This window comes from Thalassovita sp. ABM4_323, assembly GCF_056158665.1.
In genome coordinates this window covers 2,382,820-2,399,626 of record NZ_JBSWTS010000007.1, presented here as the reverse complement: position 1 = coordinate 2,399,626, position 16,807 = coordinate 2,382,820, and the positions used below count along the sequence as shown (strand labels likewise).

Annotated in this window: 17 protein-coding genes; 3 read left to right on the top strand and 14 right to left on the bottom strand. The window is 60.6% G+C overall.

Annotation, left to right across the window (positions count from 1 at the left end; all coding sequences use genetic code 11):
• Window positions 1-36: 36 nt before the first annotated feature.
• The 4 genes from ACXADQ_RS14310 to ACXADQ_RS14295 all read right to left on the bottom strand — a co-directional run bounded on the left by ACXADQ_RS14310 (window position 37) and on the right by ACXADQ_RS14295 (window position 2,977).
• Window positions 37-1,116 (bottom strand): methyltetrahydrofolate cobalamin methyltransferase, encoded by a 1,080-nt coding sequence (locus tag ACXADQ_RS14310; protein ID WP_475321928.1) that lies wholly within the window; start codon window positions 1,114-1,116, stop codon window positions 37-39.
• 79 nt (window positions 1,117-1,195) lie between these two features.
• The gene (locus ACXADQ_RS14305; RefSeq protein ID WP_475321926.1) at window positions 1,196-1,618 is read right to left on the bottom strand and encodes a hypothetical protein; all 423 of its coding nucleotides are present in this window, start codon (window positions 1,616-1,618) and stop codon (window positions 1,196-1,198) included.
• A gap of 109 nt (window positions 1,619-1,727) precedes the next feature.
• Window positions 1,728-2,654, bottom strand: a complete 927-nt coding sequence (locus ACXADQ_RS14300; RefSeq protein ID WP_475326086.1) for a methylenetetrahydrofolate reductase — start codon at window positions 2,652-2,654, stop codon at window positions 1,728-1,730.
• Between the two features lie 26 nt (window positions 2,655-2,680).
• Window positions 2,681-2,977 (bottom strand): virulence factor, encoded by a 297-nt coding sequence (locus ACXADQ_RS14295; RefSeq protein ID WP_475321922.1) that lies wholly within the window; start codon window positions 2,975-2,977, stop codon window positions 2,681-2,683.
• A gap of 243 nt (window positions 2,978-3,220) precedes the next feature.
• Between ACXADQ_RS14295 and ACXADQ_RS14290 the strand changes: the two genes are divergently transcribed.
• Both ACXADQ_RS14290 and ACXADQ_RS14285 read left to right on the top strand, forming a co-directional pair.
• Window positions 3,221-4,333, top strand: coding sequence for a Ppx/GppA phosphatase family protein (locus ACXADQ_RS14290; protein ID WP_475321917.1), 1,113 nt, complete (start codon window positions 3,221-3,223; stop codon window positions 4,331-4,333).
• A 66-nt stretch (window positions 4,334-4,399) separates the two neighbouring features.
• Window positions 4,400-5,116 (top strand): RlmE family RNA methyltransferase, encoded by a 717-nt coding sequence (locus tag ACXADQ_RS14285; RefSeq protein WP_475321913.1) that lies wholly within the window; start codon window positions 4,400-4,402, stop codon window positions 5,114-5,116.
• Here ACXADQ_RS14285 and ACXADQ_RS14280 read toward each other — a convergent pair.
• The 9 genes from ACXADQ_RS14280 to ACXADQ_RS14240 form a co-directional block, all read right to left on the bottom strand.
• The gene (locus ACXADQ_RS14280) at window positions 5,113-5,313 is read right to left on the bottom strand and encodes a hypothetical protein (protein ID WP_475321909.1); all 201 of its coding nucleotides are present in this window, start codon (window positions 5,311-5,313) and stop codon (window positions 5,113-5,115) included. The genes ACXADQ_RS14285 and ACXADQ_RS14280 overlap by 4 nt on opposite strands.
• A 107-nt stretch (window positions 5,314-5,420) precedes the next feature.
• A complete protein-coding gene (locus ACXADQ_RS14275) occupies window positions 5,421-6,833 on the bottom strand; it encodes a 3'-5' exonuclease (protein ID WP_475321905.1) in 1,413 nt (470 codons plus the stop codon).
• Window positions 6,833-7,357: a hypothetical protein gene (locus ACXADQ_RS14270; protein ID WP_475321901.1), complete on the bottom strand. Its 525-nt coding sequence runs from the start codon at window positions 7,355-7,357 to the stop codon at window positions 6,833-6,835. Before ACXADQ_RS14270 ends, ACXADQ_RS14275 begins: the two co-directional genes overlap by 1 nt.
• Before the next feature lie 27 nt (window positions 7,358-7,384).
• The gene (locus ACXADQ_RS14265; protein WP_475321897.1) at window positions 7,385-9,208 is read right to left on the bottom strand and encodes a DUF294 nucleotidyltransferase-like domain-containing protein; all 1,824 of its coding nucleotides are present in this window, start codon (window positions 9,206-9,208) and stop codon (window positions 7,385-7,387) included.
• 192 nt (window positions 9,209-9,400) lie between these two features.
• Window positions 9,401-11,188, bottom strand: a complete 1,788-nt coding sequence (locus tag ACXADQ_RS14260; RefSeq protein ID WP_475321893.1) for a sodium:solute symporter family protein — start codon at window positions 11,186-11,188, stop codon at window positions 9,401-9,403.
• A 5-nt stretch (window positions 11,189-11,193) separates the two neighbouring features.
• Complete coding sequence (locus tag ACXADQ_RS14255) at window positions 11,194-11,463, bottom strand: DUF4212 domain-containing protein (RefSeq protein ID WP_475321889.1); 270 nt, start codon at window positions 11,461-11,463, stop codon at window positions 11,194-11,196.
• Window positions 11,464-11,530: 67 nt separating this feature from the next.
• On the bottom strand, window positions 11,531-12,214 hold the full coding sequence (locus ACXADQ_RS14250) for an adenylate kinase (RefSeq protein ID WP_475321885.1): 684 nt from the start codon (window positions 12,212-12,214) through the stop codon (window positions 11,531-11,533).
• A 6-nt stretch (window positions 12,215-12,220) separates the two neighbouring features.
• Window positions 12,221-14,185 carry an acetate--CoA ligase gene (gene acs / locus ACXADQ_RS14245; protein WP_475321881.1) on the bottom strand — a complete coding sequence of 655 codons (1,965 nt, stop codon included), beginning with the start codon at window positions 14,183-14,185 and terminating at the stop codon, window positions 12,221-12,223.
• 363 nt (window positions 14,186-14,548) lie between these two features.
• Window positions 14,549-15,439: a hypothetical protein gene (locus ACXADQ_RS14240; protein ID WP_475321877.1), complete on the bottom strand. Its 891-nt coding sequence runs from the start codon at window positions 15,437-15,439 to the stop codon at window positions 14,549-14,551.
• 120 nt (window positions 15,440-15,559) lie between these two features.
• On the opposite strand from ACXADQ_RS14240, the gene ACXADQ_RS14235 reads away from it, so the two are divergent.
• The gene (locus ACXADQ_RS14235) at window positions 15,560-16,363 is read left to right on the top strand and encodes an enoyl-CoA hydratase/isomerase family protein (protein WP_475321873.1); all 804 of its coding nucleotides are present in this window, start codon (window positions 15,560-15,562) and stop codon (window positions 16,361-16,363) included.
• On the opposite strand, the gene aroQ is transcribed toward ACXADQ_RS14235, so the two are convergent.
• A complete protein-coding gene (gene aroQ, locus ACXADQ_RS14230) occupies window positions 16,360-16,800 on the bottom strand; it encodes a type II 3-dehydroquinate dehydratase (protein WP_475321869.1) in 441 nt (146 codons plus the stop codon). The genes ACXADQ_RS14235 and aroQ overlap by 4 nt on opposite strands.
• Window positions 16,801-16,807 lie beyond the last annotated feature (7 nt).

Here is a 16,807-nt window from a genome sequence, read left to right as displayed (position 1 = left end):
CGAAACCCGGGGCCTGATCGCACGTGTCAGTCGGTGTCAGCCCCGGCGCCGACGCCCGCCGCCACGACGGCCACCCCGGCCACCTTCGCCTGCGGCCGCTGGGGCCTTGTTGAAGTTGATCCACTCGCCACCATGCGGATCGTTATTGGTCAGCAGGTTGGCGGCGCGCACGGCCTCCATTTCTTTGCCCGGGCGCGGTTTGGTGCTGCCCAGACCGAACATCTGGCAGAACGCCTCGTCATCCATGCCCTCGGGCAGGATGATCCCGGCCGCTTCGACCTCGGCGCGTTTCTCGGCCAGTTTCTTGGGCCCAACCGGCAGCGCCACCGGGTTCATGATCGCCGAGGTCATCCCCGCAGTGATGGCCATGGGCAGGAAGGCGTTGTTGATCCCGTGGCGATTGGGCAGCCCGAACGAGATGTTCGAAGCGCCGCAAGTGGTGTTCACGCCCAGCTCGTCCCGCAGACGACGCACCAAAGTAAAGACCTGATGCCCGGCAGTGGCCATCGCGCCAATCGGCATCACCAGCGGGTCCACCACGATGTCATGGGCGGGGATACCGAAATCGGCAGCACGTTCCACGATTTTCTTGGCGACGGCGAAACGCACATCGGGGTCTTCGGAAATCCCGGTATCATCGTTGGAAATGGCCACAACCGGCACGTTGTATTTCTTGACCAGCGGCAGAACCAGTTCCAGGCGCTCTTCTTCGCCGGTGACCGAGTTCAGCAGCGGGCGGCCTTCGGCGGCTTTCAGCCCTTCCTCGAGCGCGCCGGGGACCGAGCTGTCAATACACAGCGGCACATCCACGATGGCTTGGACGCGCTCGATCAGGGCCTTCATCAGCGGCGGTTCAACGAAGTTGTTGTCGGCATAGCGCTGATCCTCGGCCATCTTGTTGGAAAACACCGCGCCCGAGTTGACGTCCAAAACCGTCGCCCCGGCCAGAACCTGCGCCACGGCATCTGCTTCAACGGTCGTGAAATCGTCCATCTCCAGCTCGGCGGCCAGTTTCTTGCGCCCCGTTGGGTTGATCCGCTCGCCGATCACACAGAAGGGTTGATCAAAACCGATGATCGCGGTCTTGGTTTTGGATTCTACGATGGTGCGGGTCATGTCTGATCCTTTTCGTGGACATAGGCGGCCGACCCGCGCGCAACTGCGTCGGGGTCCGAAACCGGAGAGAAGGGGGATCTCAGCCCAGGCGCGCGCAGCTGGTTTCCACCACGTGCCCTGTCTGAGGGTTGTAAAAACTGTTGTACAGCCCGTTGGGTTCGCCCGTCGGGCGGGCAAAAATCGAAAAGGCCGCGTGGTTGCCCTGCGGCACCAGCTGGAACCGGATCAACCACTGAGGATACTGCTGATCGGGGGGCGCAACCGTCCAAGTGCCAGCCCCCTGGACGTTGTAGATCCGGCTGGTTGCGGGATAGACGATGGTGCCCTGCCCTTGTAACTGCTGATTGGGATAGACCTGTAGATAGACGTCGACCGATACGGCGGGCGAATTGGATACGCAACGCCACTGCCCCGCCAGATTGGGCACGGGAAAGGCCAGCTGCGCCTGTGCAAAAACGGGGATCAAGGCCAGCGCCATCGCGACAAAAAGGCGAATACTCATCACTGTCTCCAAAAGCTGTGAACTGAATGGAGCCAGTATACCCGTAGCCCGCCATATCCCCAAATGGCAGGCAAAAAGGCAGCCTATGATCGCGCGCGCGTCCCATCCCTCAGGCCATGACCGCCGGAACACCCGAGGCGCCGCCATGGTCCTGTGTCCACTTGGCCGAGGTCTTGATACCCCCCAGCGGGAACAGGTGAACGTTGGTGATGTTGAAATCGGGGTTTTCAGCCTTGTGCGCGGCCAGTTGCGCGACCAACTCGGTCGGCTCGTAGGGCAGCAGCAGTTTGGACACATCCATCGCGCGTTTTTGCAGGACTTTCAACGAGGGCCCGACCCCACAGGCGATGGCGAATTTGATCAGCGTTTGCAGCTTGGCCGGGCCCGCGATGCCAATATGGATGGGAAGTTTGATCCCTTCGGCGTTCAGGCGCGTGGCCCAGTCAATGACCGGCTGCGCTTCAAAGCAGAATTGCGTGGCGATGGCCATGTCGGCATCCGTGCGCTCTTGGAATGCCTGTTTCCAGCGCAACGCCTCCATCACCAGGTGGTCACTGCCATCCGGGTCGATATCCTTGTTGCCCTCGGGGTGGCCCGCGACATGCAGATGTTTGAACCCCGCGCGGTCAAACAGCCCGGTTTCCAGCAGCTGCATCGAGGAGTGAAACGCGCCCTGCGGCTCGGACACACCGCCTGCCAGCAAAAGCGCCTGGCTTACGCCTGCCTCGGACTGATAGCGGTTGATCCAATCCTCAAGCGTGGCCGCATCGGGGATGATCCGCGCCGGGAAATGAGGCATCACCTCAAAGCCTTCATCGGCCAGACGCGCGGCAGTGGCGACCATGTCTTCGATCGGGGTGCCGTCGATATGGGCGATGTAAACGCGAGTGCCGCGGGGCAGCAAATCGCGAAAATCGTCAATCTTTTCAGCGGTGCGCGGCATCACCTCGATTGAAAACCCCTGCAGAAAGGTTTCCATCTTGGGGTCGACGGGCGCCGCAGCCTCGTCGCGTTTTCGGAAATTCAGCAAAGCCATCACGGCCTCCAGTATCGCAGCGGGGGTCATGCCCATCCGTCATTGGCGATCAGCGCCTTCAGGCGATCCTGATCATATTCGGCCTCCAGCCTTGCGACCTCGGCCTCGACAATGTCTTGGGGGGACCCCTCGACCGGATAAGGGGCGGCCTTGCGCCATTCGGCCAGATAGGCATCGGTGTCCGATGCGCCGACCTTCATGGCAGCCCGATCAATCGCCTGTTCGAACCGTTCAGCCAGCGGCTTTTTCGCGCCCCGGCGGCCCTTGCCCACGATCACCTGAGCCGGAATATCCCGCCAATACACAATGGTGACGTCTGCCATACGATTGATTCCCCTGTTTCCTAGGTTCCATCTGTAGAACAGCCCAATCGCGACAAAAGGGTCGTTTTCGACAGAAAGAACACGCTCTGCGACGTCCGCAGTTGTATCCGCACTGCCCCGGCCAGGGCCAGCGCTGAGGATCGGAAAAATCCTAAACATCATCATGAGCCCAATCGCAGTGCTTGCGCGGCGGGCACGAGTCCCCTACGTTGAAAGTAACTTGAAAATGGAGGGCGTATAGTCATGGCGCCCAAGCGTCCCAGAGGTGCGGGCGCGTTCCCGAAACCGGTTGAGAGCCCCGCGCCCAAACCGCCAGATTCAGCCGAGCTGTATGCCGCGCTGGACCTGGGTACGAACAGTTGCCGCATGCTGATTGCCCAGCCCAAGGGCAGTCAATTCCATGTGGTTGATAGCTTTTCTAAGTCCGTGCAGCTTGGCGCGGGGTTGGAAAGCACCGGCAAGCTGAGCCGCGCCTCGATGGGGCGCACCGTGCAGGCGTTGCGCATCTGTCAGCAAAAACTGAAGCGTCACAAAGTCAAACGCATGCGTCTGGTCGCCACCGAGGCCTGTCGACGCGCCACCAACGCGCAGGAATTCATAAAGAAGGTCCACCGCGAAACCGGCCTGCGCCTGGAAATCATCGAACCCGAAGAAGAGGCCCGCCTAGCCGTGATTTCCTGCGCGCCGCTGGTCAGCACCAAGACCGAACAGTTGCTGGTGGTGGATATTGGCGGAGGCTCGACCGAACTTGTGTGGATCGACCTGTGCTCGGTGCCCCGACGTGACCGGCCGCGCGCGATCATGCGGTTGCATCAGGGGTTTCATACCCAAAACAGCCCCTTCCCCGCCGCCAAAGTGGTGGATTGGATCAGTGTCCCGCTGGGTGTGGCCACGCTGCGCGACCAGTTCTTTGATGTGGATGACGATTCCGCCCGCTTCGCCCTGATGAGCTGGTTTTTCGAAGAAAACCTTTCGGAATTCAGCCCCTATGCCGAAGAGCAATGCAAAGAGGGGTTCCAGATCGTGGGCACCAGCGGCACCGTCACCACCGTGGCGGCCTCGCATTTGGGGCTGAAACGCTATGACCGGACCAAGGTGGACGGGCTGCGCATGACCTCGGAACAGATCGACAAGGTGATCCGCGGCTATCTGGATCTGGGCCCCGCAGGACGGCGGCGCGACCCGCGGATTGGGCAGGATCGGCACGCGCTGATCATGTCGGGCTCGGCGATTTTGCAAGCATTGCTGCGCTGCTGGCCCACCGATCGGCTGTCAGTGGCCGACCGGGGCCTGCGCGAGGGGTTGCTCTATGCCCAAATGAGCGCGGACGGCGTGCTGGAGGACGGCCCCTTTTAGGCCAGCGATTGCAGCGCCCCGCAGACCCGCCTATGTAGGACCGCGAAGACCGAAGCGAGACATGGAATGGCAAAGAAATCTGGCAGCAAAAACACATCCGGACGCGGTCAGCGCGACCTGAAGGTGAAGGTGAAAACCGCGCGCGGGCGTTCGCTCAGCTCGACCCGGTGGTTGCAACGTCAGTTGAACGACCCCTATGTCAAACGCGCCAAGACCGAGGGCTATCGCGGCCGCGCTGCTTTTAAGATCCTGGAACTGGACGATAAATACCGCTTCCTTGTGCCCGGCGCCCGCGTGGTCGATCTGGGCTGTGCGCCCGGCGGCTGGTGTCAGGTGGCCGTCAAGCGGGTGAACGCCCTGGGCGAAAAATCCGGTAAGAAAATCGGCACCGTTCTGGGCGTGGACCTGCAAGAGGTCGAACCGATTGCTGGCGCCGAGACCTATCAGCTGGACTTCATGGAGGACGACGCCGATCAAAAGGTCAAAGACTGGCTGGGCGGCAAGGCCGACGTGGTGATGTCGGACATGGCTGCGGCCAGCTCGGGGCACAAACAAACCGACCATTTGCGGATCATTGCCCTGTGCGAGGCCGCGGCCTATTTCGCCTTTGATGTGCTCGAAGAGGGCGGCACCTTCGTCGCCAAGGTTCTGGCCGGTGGCGCCGAGGGCGAGTTGCAAAAACTGCTGAAGACCAAGTTCACCAAGGTGGCGAATATGAAACCGCCCGCGTCCCGATCAGACAGTTCCGAAAAATTCGTGGTCGCGACCGGGTTCCGGGGTTAGGAATAGCGGCCCAATGGTTTTGCCAGGGAGGCGCTGGCCGTGGCCAGAAACGAGGCCTCTGCCGGGTCTTCTAGTCTGCGCGCTTTGCGGCCCACACGACTGGTCGACACAAGGTTCTGCTGGCGCAGCAGCTCGAACAGGCGCGCGTGTTTTTCCAGGCTGACCCGCACGTGGTGGGGCATGTTTTTGGCGGGCATAGGTGCCTCCGGTGTCGTCATTGCACCAGACAGGCTGCGCTCCGAATATGGCGCAATTGGTGCGCCAACAGGGTAATTACACGGTCTTTACAGCTGGTTACGCCTGTTCAGTTCAGATCTTCCAACAAGCGGCCATGTTTGCGGGTTTCGGCCAGCATATCGCCAAAGGTGCGGATGCCACGTGCCTCTAGCATGGGCAGCATCTTGCACAGGACCTCGGCTGTGGCATAGGCATCGCCCATCGCTGTATGGCGCAGGGCCTCGGGGATCACCACGCCCAGACGGTCGCAAAGCGCATCCAGCGTGTGCGTCTGGCTGGCCCCGAACAGAACCGCTGACACCAGCACCGTGTCCAGCACCGGATGGTCCCACACCAGCCCCAGCCGTTTTCCGTGACGATGCATAAAGGCCATATCGAACGGCGCATTATGGGCCACAATGACCGAGCCCCGCGCAAAGCGGTGAAACTCGACCGCGGCCGTATCGATCAGCGGCGCATCGACAACCATCGCATCGCTGACCCCATGTACCTTGGTCGAGGCCGCGGGGATCGGCATCTGCGGATTGACCAGCGTGTCGACCTGCTCGGCTGGCACGATTTTCCCCCGCACCACGCGGACCGCACCGATCTGGACGATCTCGTCCTTGTGCGGCAAGAGTCCGGTGGTTTCAGTGTCAAACACCACATAGGTCAGATCGGACAAACAGGTTTCATCCGCGCTGGTACCTGAATTTTGTTCCAGCAAATCAAAGTCATAGATCAGCGGACGGGCGGCATCGGGTTCGATATGAGCCTCGATCCCGTCAATCACCAGCAAATACCCGACCCCCTGTTCCAGGGGCTTCATCCGCAGGTTAAAGCTTTCGTCACTGTCCACACCTTCGGCGGCAAAGGTGACCTCCAGCCCCTCTTTGGACATCTTTTTCCAAGCCGTTTCCACGGCCGCCTGATCGAAGTAATCAAAGATCGGGCTGTTCAAACGAGGAGTATGGATTTGCGCTAGAACAGCCGCAGCCTGCCCATCATACAGCACAATCTGGTGGTTGGGATTGACCAGAACCGTCGCGACCGGGATCTCGGTCAGCAAGGCCGTCAGGCGGTCGCGTTCGGCCGCAAGCCGCTGCGTTTCGGCGGCGACCAGACTGGCGGTATTCACCGCCGTTTCGGACAATTGCTTGGACATCGCCTGCGCAGCGGGGGCCAGATCCCCCAGGTATTTCGCGGCGTCCTCGGTCAGGCCCGTCCCTGCCCCGGCATGGGTTTGCGCGCGCAGACCCGCCGCCAGGCGTTCGATCGGCTTGGCGACGTTTTCGTCAAAAAGCAACCATACGCCCACGCACAGCGCCAGCAACCCAAAGCCCGAGATGATCGCCGACAGAGTAAACCCCGAGGTCACATCTCCAGCCATGGCCTTGTTATAGCCAACATACAGCGCCCCAAACACCAGCACCAAACCACCGGCACCCAACAGCACGAAGAACAGGAATATCCGTATCCGAAGGCTTAGATTGGTCAACATCACGCACCTCCGCAGGCCAACGCGTAACTGGGATCATCCGCCGGAACGGGGCCCCATTGCGCACCGATCAAGGCGCCGTTTTCGTCAAATTTGACCTCGGCGGGCACGCGCGTCGCTTGTCCATTCACGCAATCAAACATCACCGCCACCATGTTCAGCGGTTGCCAGCGCCCCGCAAACACCAAGTTCACCAGCACTTTGCCAGGCTGATCCGGGTTGCGCTGCGCTGTGGCCACATCGACGGCGACAAAGCGATCAATATAGGGTTTGGCATAGGTCCAGGGGCGATACATCGCCTTGCTTTCAACGGTCTGCGCCACCTCGAACCCCTCGTCAATCAGAGGGCCAGACGTCCGGCTGTACCAGCTGTATTCGCTGGTGATCGTCGAAAACAGCATCGCCGCCCCCGCTGCCACGGGGATCAACCAACGCGGCAGGCGCCCTCCTAGAGCGCGATTCAACAGCATCAGCACTCCCGCCCCGGCGATGCCTGCGATGAAGGTTGCGATCAATTCCAGAAACATGCGGCCTCTCCTCCTTGGCGCGTGGTCTTACCCGACGGCCCCTTTCCCGTGTCCAGCCGCGGATTGCAAGCTTTTGACGACCACAAAAGCATTCCTTAGGTGGCTGCGTTCAAAATCCGACAATTCGGCCAATTCCATATAGTTGTCCGGCGCTTCGCCCCGTTTGATCTGGCGCGACTGATGCAGCAAACGTGTTTCGGCAATCAGGTCATAGGCGTCCAGCAGGTCGCGCGCACCCGAGGGGCTGAGCACCCCGGCGGCCCCGGCCTCTTCCAGGCGGGCGCGGGTGTTCACGGCCGTCAACTGACCTTGAAGCGCATACACACGCCCCAAATCAACGATCGGCACCACACCGTTGTGTTTCATATCCAGCGTATTCTTATGCTCGCCCGAGCGGATGGTCGCAAACCCGCGCAGCAGGCCCAACGGGGGCGTATGTTTCAGCGAATTGCCGATCATATGCGCCACGAAGATCGAGTTCGCCTCGGCCGCCTTCAGCGTGTCCTCTTGCAGGTCCGCAAACAGGCTGGTGGTGCCCCCGATCGGGCGCAGATCAAACATGACCGAGGCCAGCATCTGCGCCATGGGATCGGGTTTGTAAATCCATCCGCGGAAATATTCCTTCCAAATGCGCACGGGCTGGCACCATTGCGGGTTCGTCGCCATCATGTCACCGGGACAATACACATAGCCGCATTCGTCCAGCCCATCGCAAACGAACTTGGCAAGCTCTTGGAAATAGGGCATTTGTTCCGCCGTCACGGCATCATCCAGAAACAGGCAATTGTCCTGATCGCTGACGCCGGTCTGTTCCTGGCGCCCCTGGCTGCCACAGGCCAGCCACAGATAGGGCACCGGCGGCGGGCCCAGCTTTTCCTCGGCCAGGGCCAGCAGGCGGCGCGTGGCCGTATCTGCGATATCGGTAATCAGGCGGGTGACAACCTCGTGCCGGTTGCCCCCTGCCACCAGTTGCACCAGCAGTTGCGGGATGCGGGCGGTGACCTTGGCCATCTCGGTTGCCGTGTCGGCATGGGCGATTTCCGAGACCAGCTCGGCCGAGGACACAGCCTGAAACCGCGTCAGATCGGTTTGGGTCACGATGCCCACCAGCTTGCCGCTTTCGCAGATGGGAATGTGGCCGATTTTGCGCTCCATCATCGCATGCAGCACGTCCGAGCCAATCGCACAAGGGGACAGGGTGATCGGATCGCGCGTCATGATCTGGCTGATCGGCGTGGTCAGCGGCAAGGCCTCGGCCAGTGCTTTGTTGGACAGGTCGCGCACGGTCAGGATACCGGCCAGCTTGTCCTGATCCAGCACACATAGCGAGGAAATCCCCTGGTCGCGCATCATCACGGCTGCGCCTTGCACATCGGTGTCAGGATCGCAGGTCATCGGGTTGCGCGCCATCAGCGTGTCCACGCGACTGGTGGCCAGATCATTGGCTTTGGGCTTTTGCGCGCGCGAGCGATCAAAGAACCGGCGCGCCTGTTCATTGGTGTCCAGCAAATGCGCGAAATCGGCAGCCGGCAACAGCAACAGCGTTGAATCCTCGACCGCTTTGGCACTTGTCGCAGCCAGCCCATCGCGCAGCAACCCGCGTTCCCCAAACGAGTTACGCATTCCCAGCAGCGACACCGGCACATCGTTTTCGTCGCGCACCTCGACCTGCCCCCAATGGATCAGGTACAGGCCAGGGAGCTCTTCTCCGTGGGCGTAGACGGTGTCGCCCGCAGACAGCTGGAACACCTGGAACTTGGCGGCCAGGGCCTCCAACTCTTCGGGGGGCAGCGAGTCATAGGGATGAACCGATGTCAGAAAGCGATAAAAGTCTGGCAATTGAGAGGGCATTTCAGGCTCCAAAGGGCTCTAGAATCGCGCAGACGTTAGCCTGACTTGCGGGGCCTGCAATATGATCCATCTCAGAAACCAGGATCTTTGCAAGCGATTGTTCAGAAAAAGTAATCCCGCCCATGCTTGGAATGGGCGGGACCTTGGAGCGGCAGGGCCATCACGGGAGTTCGACGCCCCTGCCAGGGGATCTTAGTGGTCCTGGGCGGCACCGGCGCCACGGGGGACGCGGACGCTTTCGACCAGTTCCTTGATCTCGTCAGGGGTTTCCTCGGTCATGCCGGCGACGATGTAGGCAACAACGAAGTTGACCAGAGCACCGATGGCACCGAACGAGGTGGACTTCACGGTCCCCAGCAGCGGATCAGCATCGCTGAAGCTGTTGGTGCCCGGGATGAAGAACCAGCCCTTGTGCAGGAAGATGTAAACCAGGGTGACAACCAGACCAGCCAGCATGCCAGCGACGGCACCCTTGTTGTTGATCTTGGTCGAGAAGATACCCATCATCAGAGCCGGGAAGATCGACGCAGCGGCCAGACCGAAGGCCAAGGCCACGGTTTGAGCAGCGAAGCCCGGAGGGTTCAGACCCAGATAGGTCGCAACCGCGATGGCCACAGCCATAGCAACACGCGCCGACATCAGTTCGCCTTTTTCCGAAATCTGCGGGTTGATGGCACCCTTGATCAAGTCATGCGACACAGCCGACGAGATTGCCAGCAGCAGGCCCGCAGCCGTCGACAGCGCAGCCGCCAGACCACCAGCAGCCACCAGACCAATGACCCAGCTCGGCAGGTTCGCGATTTCCGGGTTCGCCAGAACCAGGATGTCACGGTTGAACTTGGTCAGCTCGTTGCCTTCCCAGCCGTTTTGCGACGCGATTGCCTGAAGATCAGCATTCTTGTCGTTGTAGTACTGGATGGCTCCGTCGCCGTTCTTGTCTTCCCAGTCCAGCAGACCGGTTTTCTGCCAGGTGGCCATCCAGGCGTAACGGTCTTCCGACTCGATCTGCTGGGTGGTCACTGCACCGCCTTCGATGCCGCCGTTCGGCCACATCATTTCCGAAATATTCAGACGCGCCATGGCACCAACGGCCGGAGCGGTCAGGTACAGCAGAGCGATGAACACCAGGGTCCAGCCAGCCGACCAACGCGCGTCAGCAACGCGGGGCACGGTAAAGAAGCGCATGATCACGTGGGGCAGACCCGCAGTACCGATCATCAGCGACAGGGTGAACAGCACCATGTTGAAGGTGTCGGCGTGGTGTGCGGTGTACTCGTTGAAGCCCAGCTCGGTGACCAGAGCGTCCAGCTTGGCCAGCAGAGGCTCGCCCGAGGCAACGTGGTCGCCGAACAGGCCCAGGGCCGGAATCGGAGTGCCAGTCAGCTGCAGCGAGATGAAGATCGCGGGGATGGTGTAGGCGGTGATCAGCACGCAGTACTGAGCAACCTGGGTGTAGGTCACACCCTTCATCCCGCCGAACACGGCGTAAGCGAACACAACACAGGCGCCGATCAGCAGGCCGGTGGTGTTGTCCACTTCCAGGAAGCGGCCAAAGGCCACGCCCACGCCGGTCATCTGACCGATCACGTAGGTGGTCGAGGCAACGATCAAGCAGACAACAGCCACGATACGGGCGGTTTGGCTGTAGAAACGATCGCCGATGAACTCGGACACGGTGAACTTGCCGAACTTACGCAGGTAAGGGGCCAGCAGCAGCGCCAGCAGCACGTAGCCGCCGGTCCAGCCCATCAGGAACGAGCTGTTATCATAGCCGGTGAATGCAATCAGGCCCGCCATCGAGATGAACGAGGCTGCCGACATCCAGTCAGCTGCAGTTGCCATACCGTTGGTGACAGGGTGAACACCCCGGCCCGCAGCATAGAATTCAGACGTCGAGCCCGCGCGGGCCCAGATCGCGATGCCGATGTACAGCGCAAAGGACGCGCCGACAAACAGCAGGTTGATGGTAAACTGATCCATGGAATTTACTCCTCAACGCCGTGTTCTTTGTCCAGCGTGTTCATGCGCCAGGCGTAGAAAAAGATCAGCGCCAGGAACACCAGAATGCTGCCCTGCTGCGCGAACCAGAAACCAAGATCGGTGCCACCCACCGCGATGCCCGACAGGGCGGGGCGCAGCAGAATACCGAAACCGAACGACACGACAGCCCAAATGACCAGACTGACGAGAATGATACGCACGTTGGCCGACCAATAGGCCTGATCCGACTCGCGTGTAGTGTTTTGATCCGTCATAAAACGGGTCCTCCTCTTCCTCCTGTGTCCCGCCAAAACGATGAGAGGCAGCGGGACGGTGAAAACCTTACGACATCGCCTTGGAAACGATGGCTGCAAGGTCTTTTGCAATCGCATCGATATCGCCCATGGCGTCGATACGTTGCAAAACTCCTTGATCGCCGTAATAGGCGATCAGCGGTGCGGTTTGCGCGTGATAGGCCTCTAGGCGGCTGGCCACCGTTTCGGCATTGTCATCGGCGCGGCGCTTCATTTCCGTGCCGCCGCATTTGTCACACACACCGTCTGTGGCAGGTTGCTTGAAGCTATCGTGATAGCCCTCGCCGCAGCCCGCGCAGGTGTAGCGACCCGAAATCCGGGTCACCATGGCCGCGTCATCCACATCCAGGCTGATCGCGGAGTTGATTTTCTGGCCGCTTTCGGCCAGCAGCGTGTCCAGCGCCTCGGCCTGAACCGTGGTGCGCGGGAAACCGTCCAGGATCACGCCCTTGGCGCAGTCGGGCTCGGCCAGACGGTCGCGCAGGATGTTGATCACGATCTCGTCGCTGACCAGCTCTCCGGCTTCCATCACGGCCTTGGCGGCCTTGCCAGCGTCGGTCCCGGCGGCAACCGCTGCGCGTAGCAGATCGCCGGTGGACAATTGCACCAGGCCGAAATTCTCTTCCAGAACACGGGCTTGCGTGCCCTTCCCGGCGCCCGGAGGCCCGAGAAGGATCAGAACGGCGGGGGTCGTGGCGACAGTCGCGTCCATCGCCCCTTACCCCTTATTCATTCTGTTTTGGATGAGGTCGTCGACGACGCTTGGGTCGGCGAGCGTTGATGTGTCGCCCAGGGATCCGTAGTCGTTTTCGGCGATTTTGCGCAGGATGCGGCGCATGATTTTGCCCGAGCGGGTTTTGGGCAGGCCGGGGGACCATTGGATCAGGTCGGGGCTGGCGATCGGGCCGATTTCAGTACGCACCCAGGTGCGCAGCTCTTTGTAGAGCTCCTCGGTGGGCTCGACCCCGTTCATCAGCGTCACGTAGCAATAGATGCCCTGACCCTTGACCTCGTGGGGGTAGCCGACCACGGCGGCCTCGGCCACTTTGGCGTGGGCGACCAGGGCGCTTTCCACCTCGGCGGTGCCCATGCGGTGGCCCGACACGTTGATCACGTCATCCACGCGCCCGGTGATCCAGTAATCGCCATCCGGGTCGCGCCGGCAGCCATCCCCGGCAAAGTAATAGCCCTTGTAGTCGCTGAAATAGGTCTTCTCGAAGCGTTCATGATCGCCCCAGACCGTGCGCATCTGGCTGGGCCAGCTGTCGGCGATACACAGCACGCCCTCGACGCCATTGCCATCGATCTGTTCGCCCGAATGCGGGTCCAGAACCACGGGTTTGACGCCAAAGAACGGCTTCATCGCCGAGCCGGGTTTCAGCGCATGCGCGCCCGGCAGCGGGGTCATCATGTGGCCGCCGGTTTCGGTCTGCCACCAGGTGTCAACGATCGGGCAGTTGCCCTTGCCGACATTGTCATTGTACCAGTTCCAGGCCTCGGGGTTGATCGGTTCACCCACCGAGCCCAGCACCTTGAGGTCGCTCAGGTCGTATTTTTCCACCCACTCGGTGCCCTGGCCCATCAGGGCGCGGATCGCGGTGGGGGCGGTGTAGAACTGGTTCACCTTGTGCTTTTCACACACGGCCCAGAACCGGCCCGCATCCGGATAGGTCGGCACGCCTTCGAACATCACCGTGGTCGCGCCATTGGCCAGCGGACCATAGACGATATAGCTGTGCCCGGTGACCCAGCCCACATCGGCGGTACACCAGAAGATATCGCCCTCGTGATAGTCAAAGACGATCTCGTGGGTCATCGCGGCATACACCAGATAGCCGCCGGTGCAATGCACCACGCCCTTGGGCTGACCGGTCGAGCCCGAGGTATACAGGATGAACAGCGGATCCTCGGCGTTCATCTCGGCCGGTTTGGAATAATCATCCGCTTCCAGCGCCAGTTCGTTGTAATCAAAGTCCCGCCCGTCGATCCAGGTGGTCTGCTCTCCGGTGCGTTTTACCACCAGGCACTTAACAGTGTCTTTACAGTGCAGCAGCGCCTCGTCGCAGTTGGATTTCAGCGGGGTCTTGCGGCCGCCACGGGGGGCGTGGTCGGCGGTGATCACCACCTTGGCGTCACAGCCATTCACACGCGCCGCCAGCGCGTCGGGGCTAAAGCCGGCAAACACGATCGAGTGGATCGCACCGATGCGCGCACAGGCCAGCATCGCATAGGCCGCCTCGGGGATCATCGGCAGGTAAATGATGACGCGGTCGCCCTTGCGCACGCCCATGTCTTCCAGGATGTTGGCCATCTTGCAAACGCTGGCATGCAGCTGTTTGTAGGTGATGTGCTGGGCAGCCTCGTTCGGATCATCGGGTTCAAAAATGATCGCCGTCTGATCGCCGCGGGTTTCCAAATGGCGGTCGATACAGTTGGCCGCAACGTTCAGCGTGCCATCCTCGTACCACTTGATCGAGACATTCCCCGGCGCAAAGCTGGTGTTCTTGACCTTCGTATAAGGCTTGATCCACTCCAGACGCTTGCCATGCTCGCCCCAAAACGCTTCGGGATCGGCCATCGAGGCCTCGTACATCGCATCATATTTCGCACCATCAACATGCGCACCAGCCGCAAAAGACGCGGGAACTGGTATAATGGGGTCGGTCTTAGTCTCGGCGTTCACAGCAAGGTTCCTCCCTAGGATATTAAATCGGGGCCCGCTCAAAGTTCGGGCAGAATTGAAATTATCCGCGCTCCGAGGTCAGCATAATGGAAAATGAAAACATTGGAATAAGTATGCAGAAAGGCTCATTTTATTTGTAAAATTTCTTAACCAAATAGAGATGTCTTGTAAATTTTCTGCTTTGACCTAGCGTAACTGGCTAGAAAACAACACGAAATTGTGAAAACCCTGTGACCACATTCTCAGATCCCTTCGACATCCAGTAAAACAGACCGCAAATGTCAGCGCGAACAGCCAGAGCGACAGATCCGCACGGGCTTGCAACGCGGAACGAGAATCTTATTTCGATGGTGAGGGACTCGGTTACAGCCGGTCTTGCAGGGCGGGCGGAACGACAACTTTGCGCGGGGCCTTCGCCATCACCGCGTGGTCGACGACTCGTTTCTTGCCGTCATGCTTGATGGCCTGGCGCAAAAGGTCGGCACATTCATCAAACCCCTCTGAAACATCGACCTCGGTGGCGCGTTCAAAATTGGCAAATTCCTTTTCGCGGATCATGCCGGGGTCCGACCAGTTGATCCAGAACCGCTTGCCCACATTTGCCGGATCGTCCGAGCCTTCATTATGTGCTTTGGACTGCGCGACGATCTCTTGCCGCTCGGCCATGCGTTCGGCGTAGTCGGGGGTGACGTAATGCAGATGAAACAGCAGCAGTTCGGGGTCGATGGTGAATTTGCCACGCACCAGCCCATGCCCGCCGATCGTATACACCACGCGGGATTTCACGATACAGGGCTTGGTATACTTGGCGCTGAGGATCGCCTGCGGATGGGCTTGCAACACCCCGCCCGAGACATCGGCCGCGCCCTCGCTGGGGATCAGGTTCAACCCAACCGGTGACAGCGCCACAGTGTCGGCCTGGCTGCGCGCCAGATGATCCACCAGGGTGCCGTCTTGCCCGGCATAAACAATCAGCTCGTCCACATCGGTGCAGATCACCCGATCATAAAAGGCCAGCAACCCGTTGGTCACGCCGCCCAGCAGATCCCAACGACGCCGATCCAGATCGAGGGTCAGCTCTTCGCGCGGGATATGGATGACGTTGCAGCCCTGGGCGATGTCGTTGATTTTGGGATCGCCACCGTGATTCAGAACGTACAGGCTGCTGCGATCCACATATTGGGCGTTATGGCGGACCCATTTGTCCAACAGCCAATAATCGCGCCAGACCATCGTAACGAACGCAAGCTTCATACCTGTACCCTTTTGCCTTGTCTCTTGCCTAGCACGAGGGGGACACCCTGCCTAGGTGTTCGCGCTTGGCATCGCCCCTCAAAAACAGTACGCATGCGAAGAAGTTGAGGAGGCGTAAACATGACCCAATCTCCGTTGATCGAGCCCACACCCGAGGACGGGCTGTGCGTTGGCCAAACCCATGGGGCCACCCGACTGGTGTGGCTGAACCTGCCCAAGCGGCGCAATGCCCTGTCGCCGGACCTGCGGGCCGAGCTTTTGGTGCAATTGCAGGCGGCCATCACCGATGACACCATCCGCGCGATTGTCATTGCGGGCGTTCAGGGCTGTTTCAGCGCGGGCGGGGATATCTCGACCATGCAGGGCATCACTTCGGTCGCCGGACGCGCGCGAATGCAAAACGCCGGAGCACTGATGCAAACCCTCGTTGAATGCCCCAAACCCGTCATCGCAGCGGTCGAGGGCTGGTGCGTCGGCGCGGGTCTGTCTCTGGCGGCGGCCTGTGACATTGTGGTGGCCTCGGCAGATGCCAAATTCTCGTTGCCATTTGGCAAGCTGGGGCTGATCCCCGATTTGGCGTCCCTGTACACCCTGCCCCCGCGTATCGGCACGGGGCGCACGAAATGGCTGGCCTTTACGCGCCGGACAATCGACGCACCCCAAGCGCTGGACTGGGGACTGGCCGAGGAGCTGGTGGACAGCGACGCGATCCCACATGCGATGGCATTGGCCGCAGATATCAGCGCGGGCGCCCCGCTAACACATGCCTATACCAAGGACATGATGGCCCGCCTGCCCTTGCCTTTGCCCGAATTCCTTGCGGCCGAGCGCGACACCCAGGCGATCCTGTATACATCCGAAGATTTCGCCGAGGGCTGTGCGGCGTTCTTTGACAAGCGCCCCCCGGATTTTAAGGGCCGTTAATCCGCCAGAAGCGCGCCCAGATGGCGGATCGCCAACGCGTATCCGCCCACGCCGAACCCGGCCATCACCGCATCGGCGCGCTGGCTGACATAGGAATGATGGCGGAAGGCCTCGCGTTTGTGGACCTGGCTGATATGGACCTCGATCACGGGGCCATCAAAGGTGTTCAGCGCATCCAGAATCGCCACCGAGGTATGGGTCAGCGCCGCCGGATTGATCACAATTGCGGCCGCGTTTTCGCGCGCCTCGTGGATCCAATCGACCAGTTGGCCTTCCCAGTTTGATTGCAGCAGACGCACATCCAGCCCGAATTCCGAGGCCACAACCGCGCAGTCCCGCTCGACATCGTCCAGCGTGGCGTGGCCATAGATGTCTGGCTCGCGCTTGCCCAATAGGTTCAGATTGGGCCCGTTCAGAATGTAGATAGTACCGGTCATGCGCCTA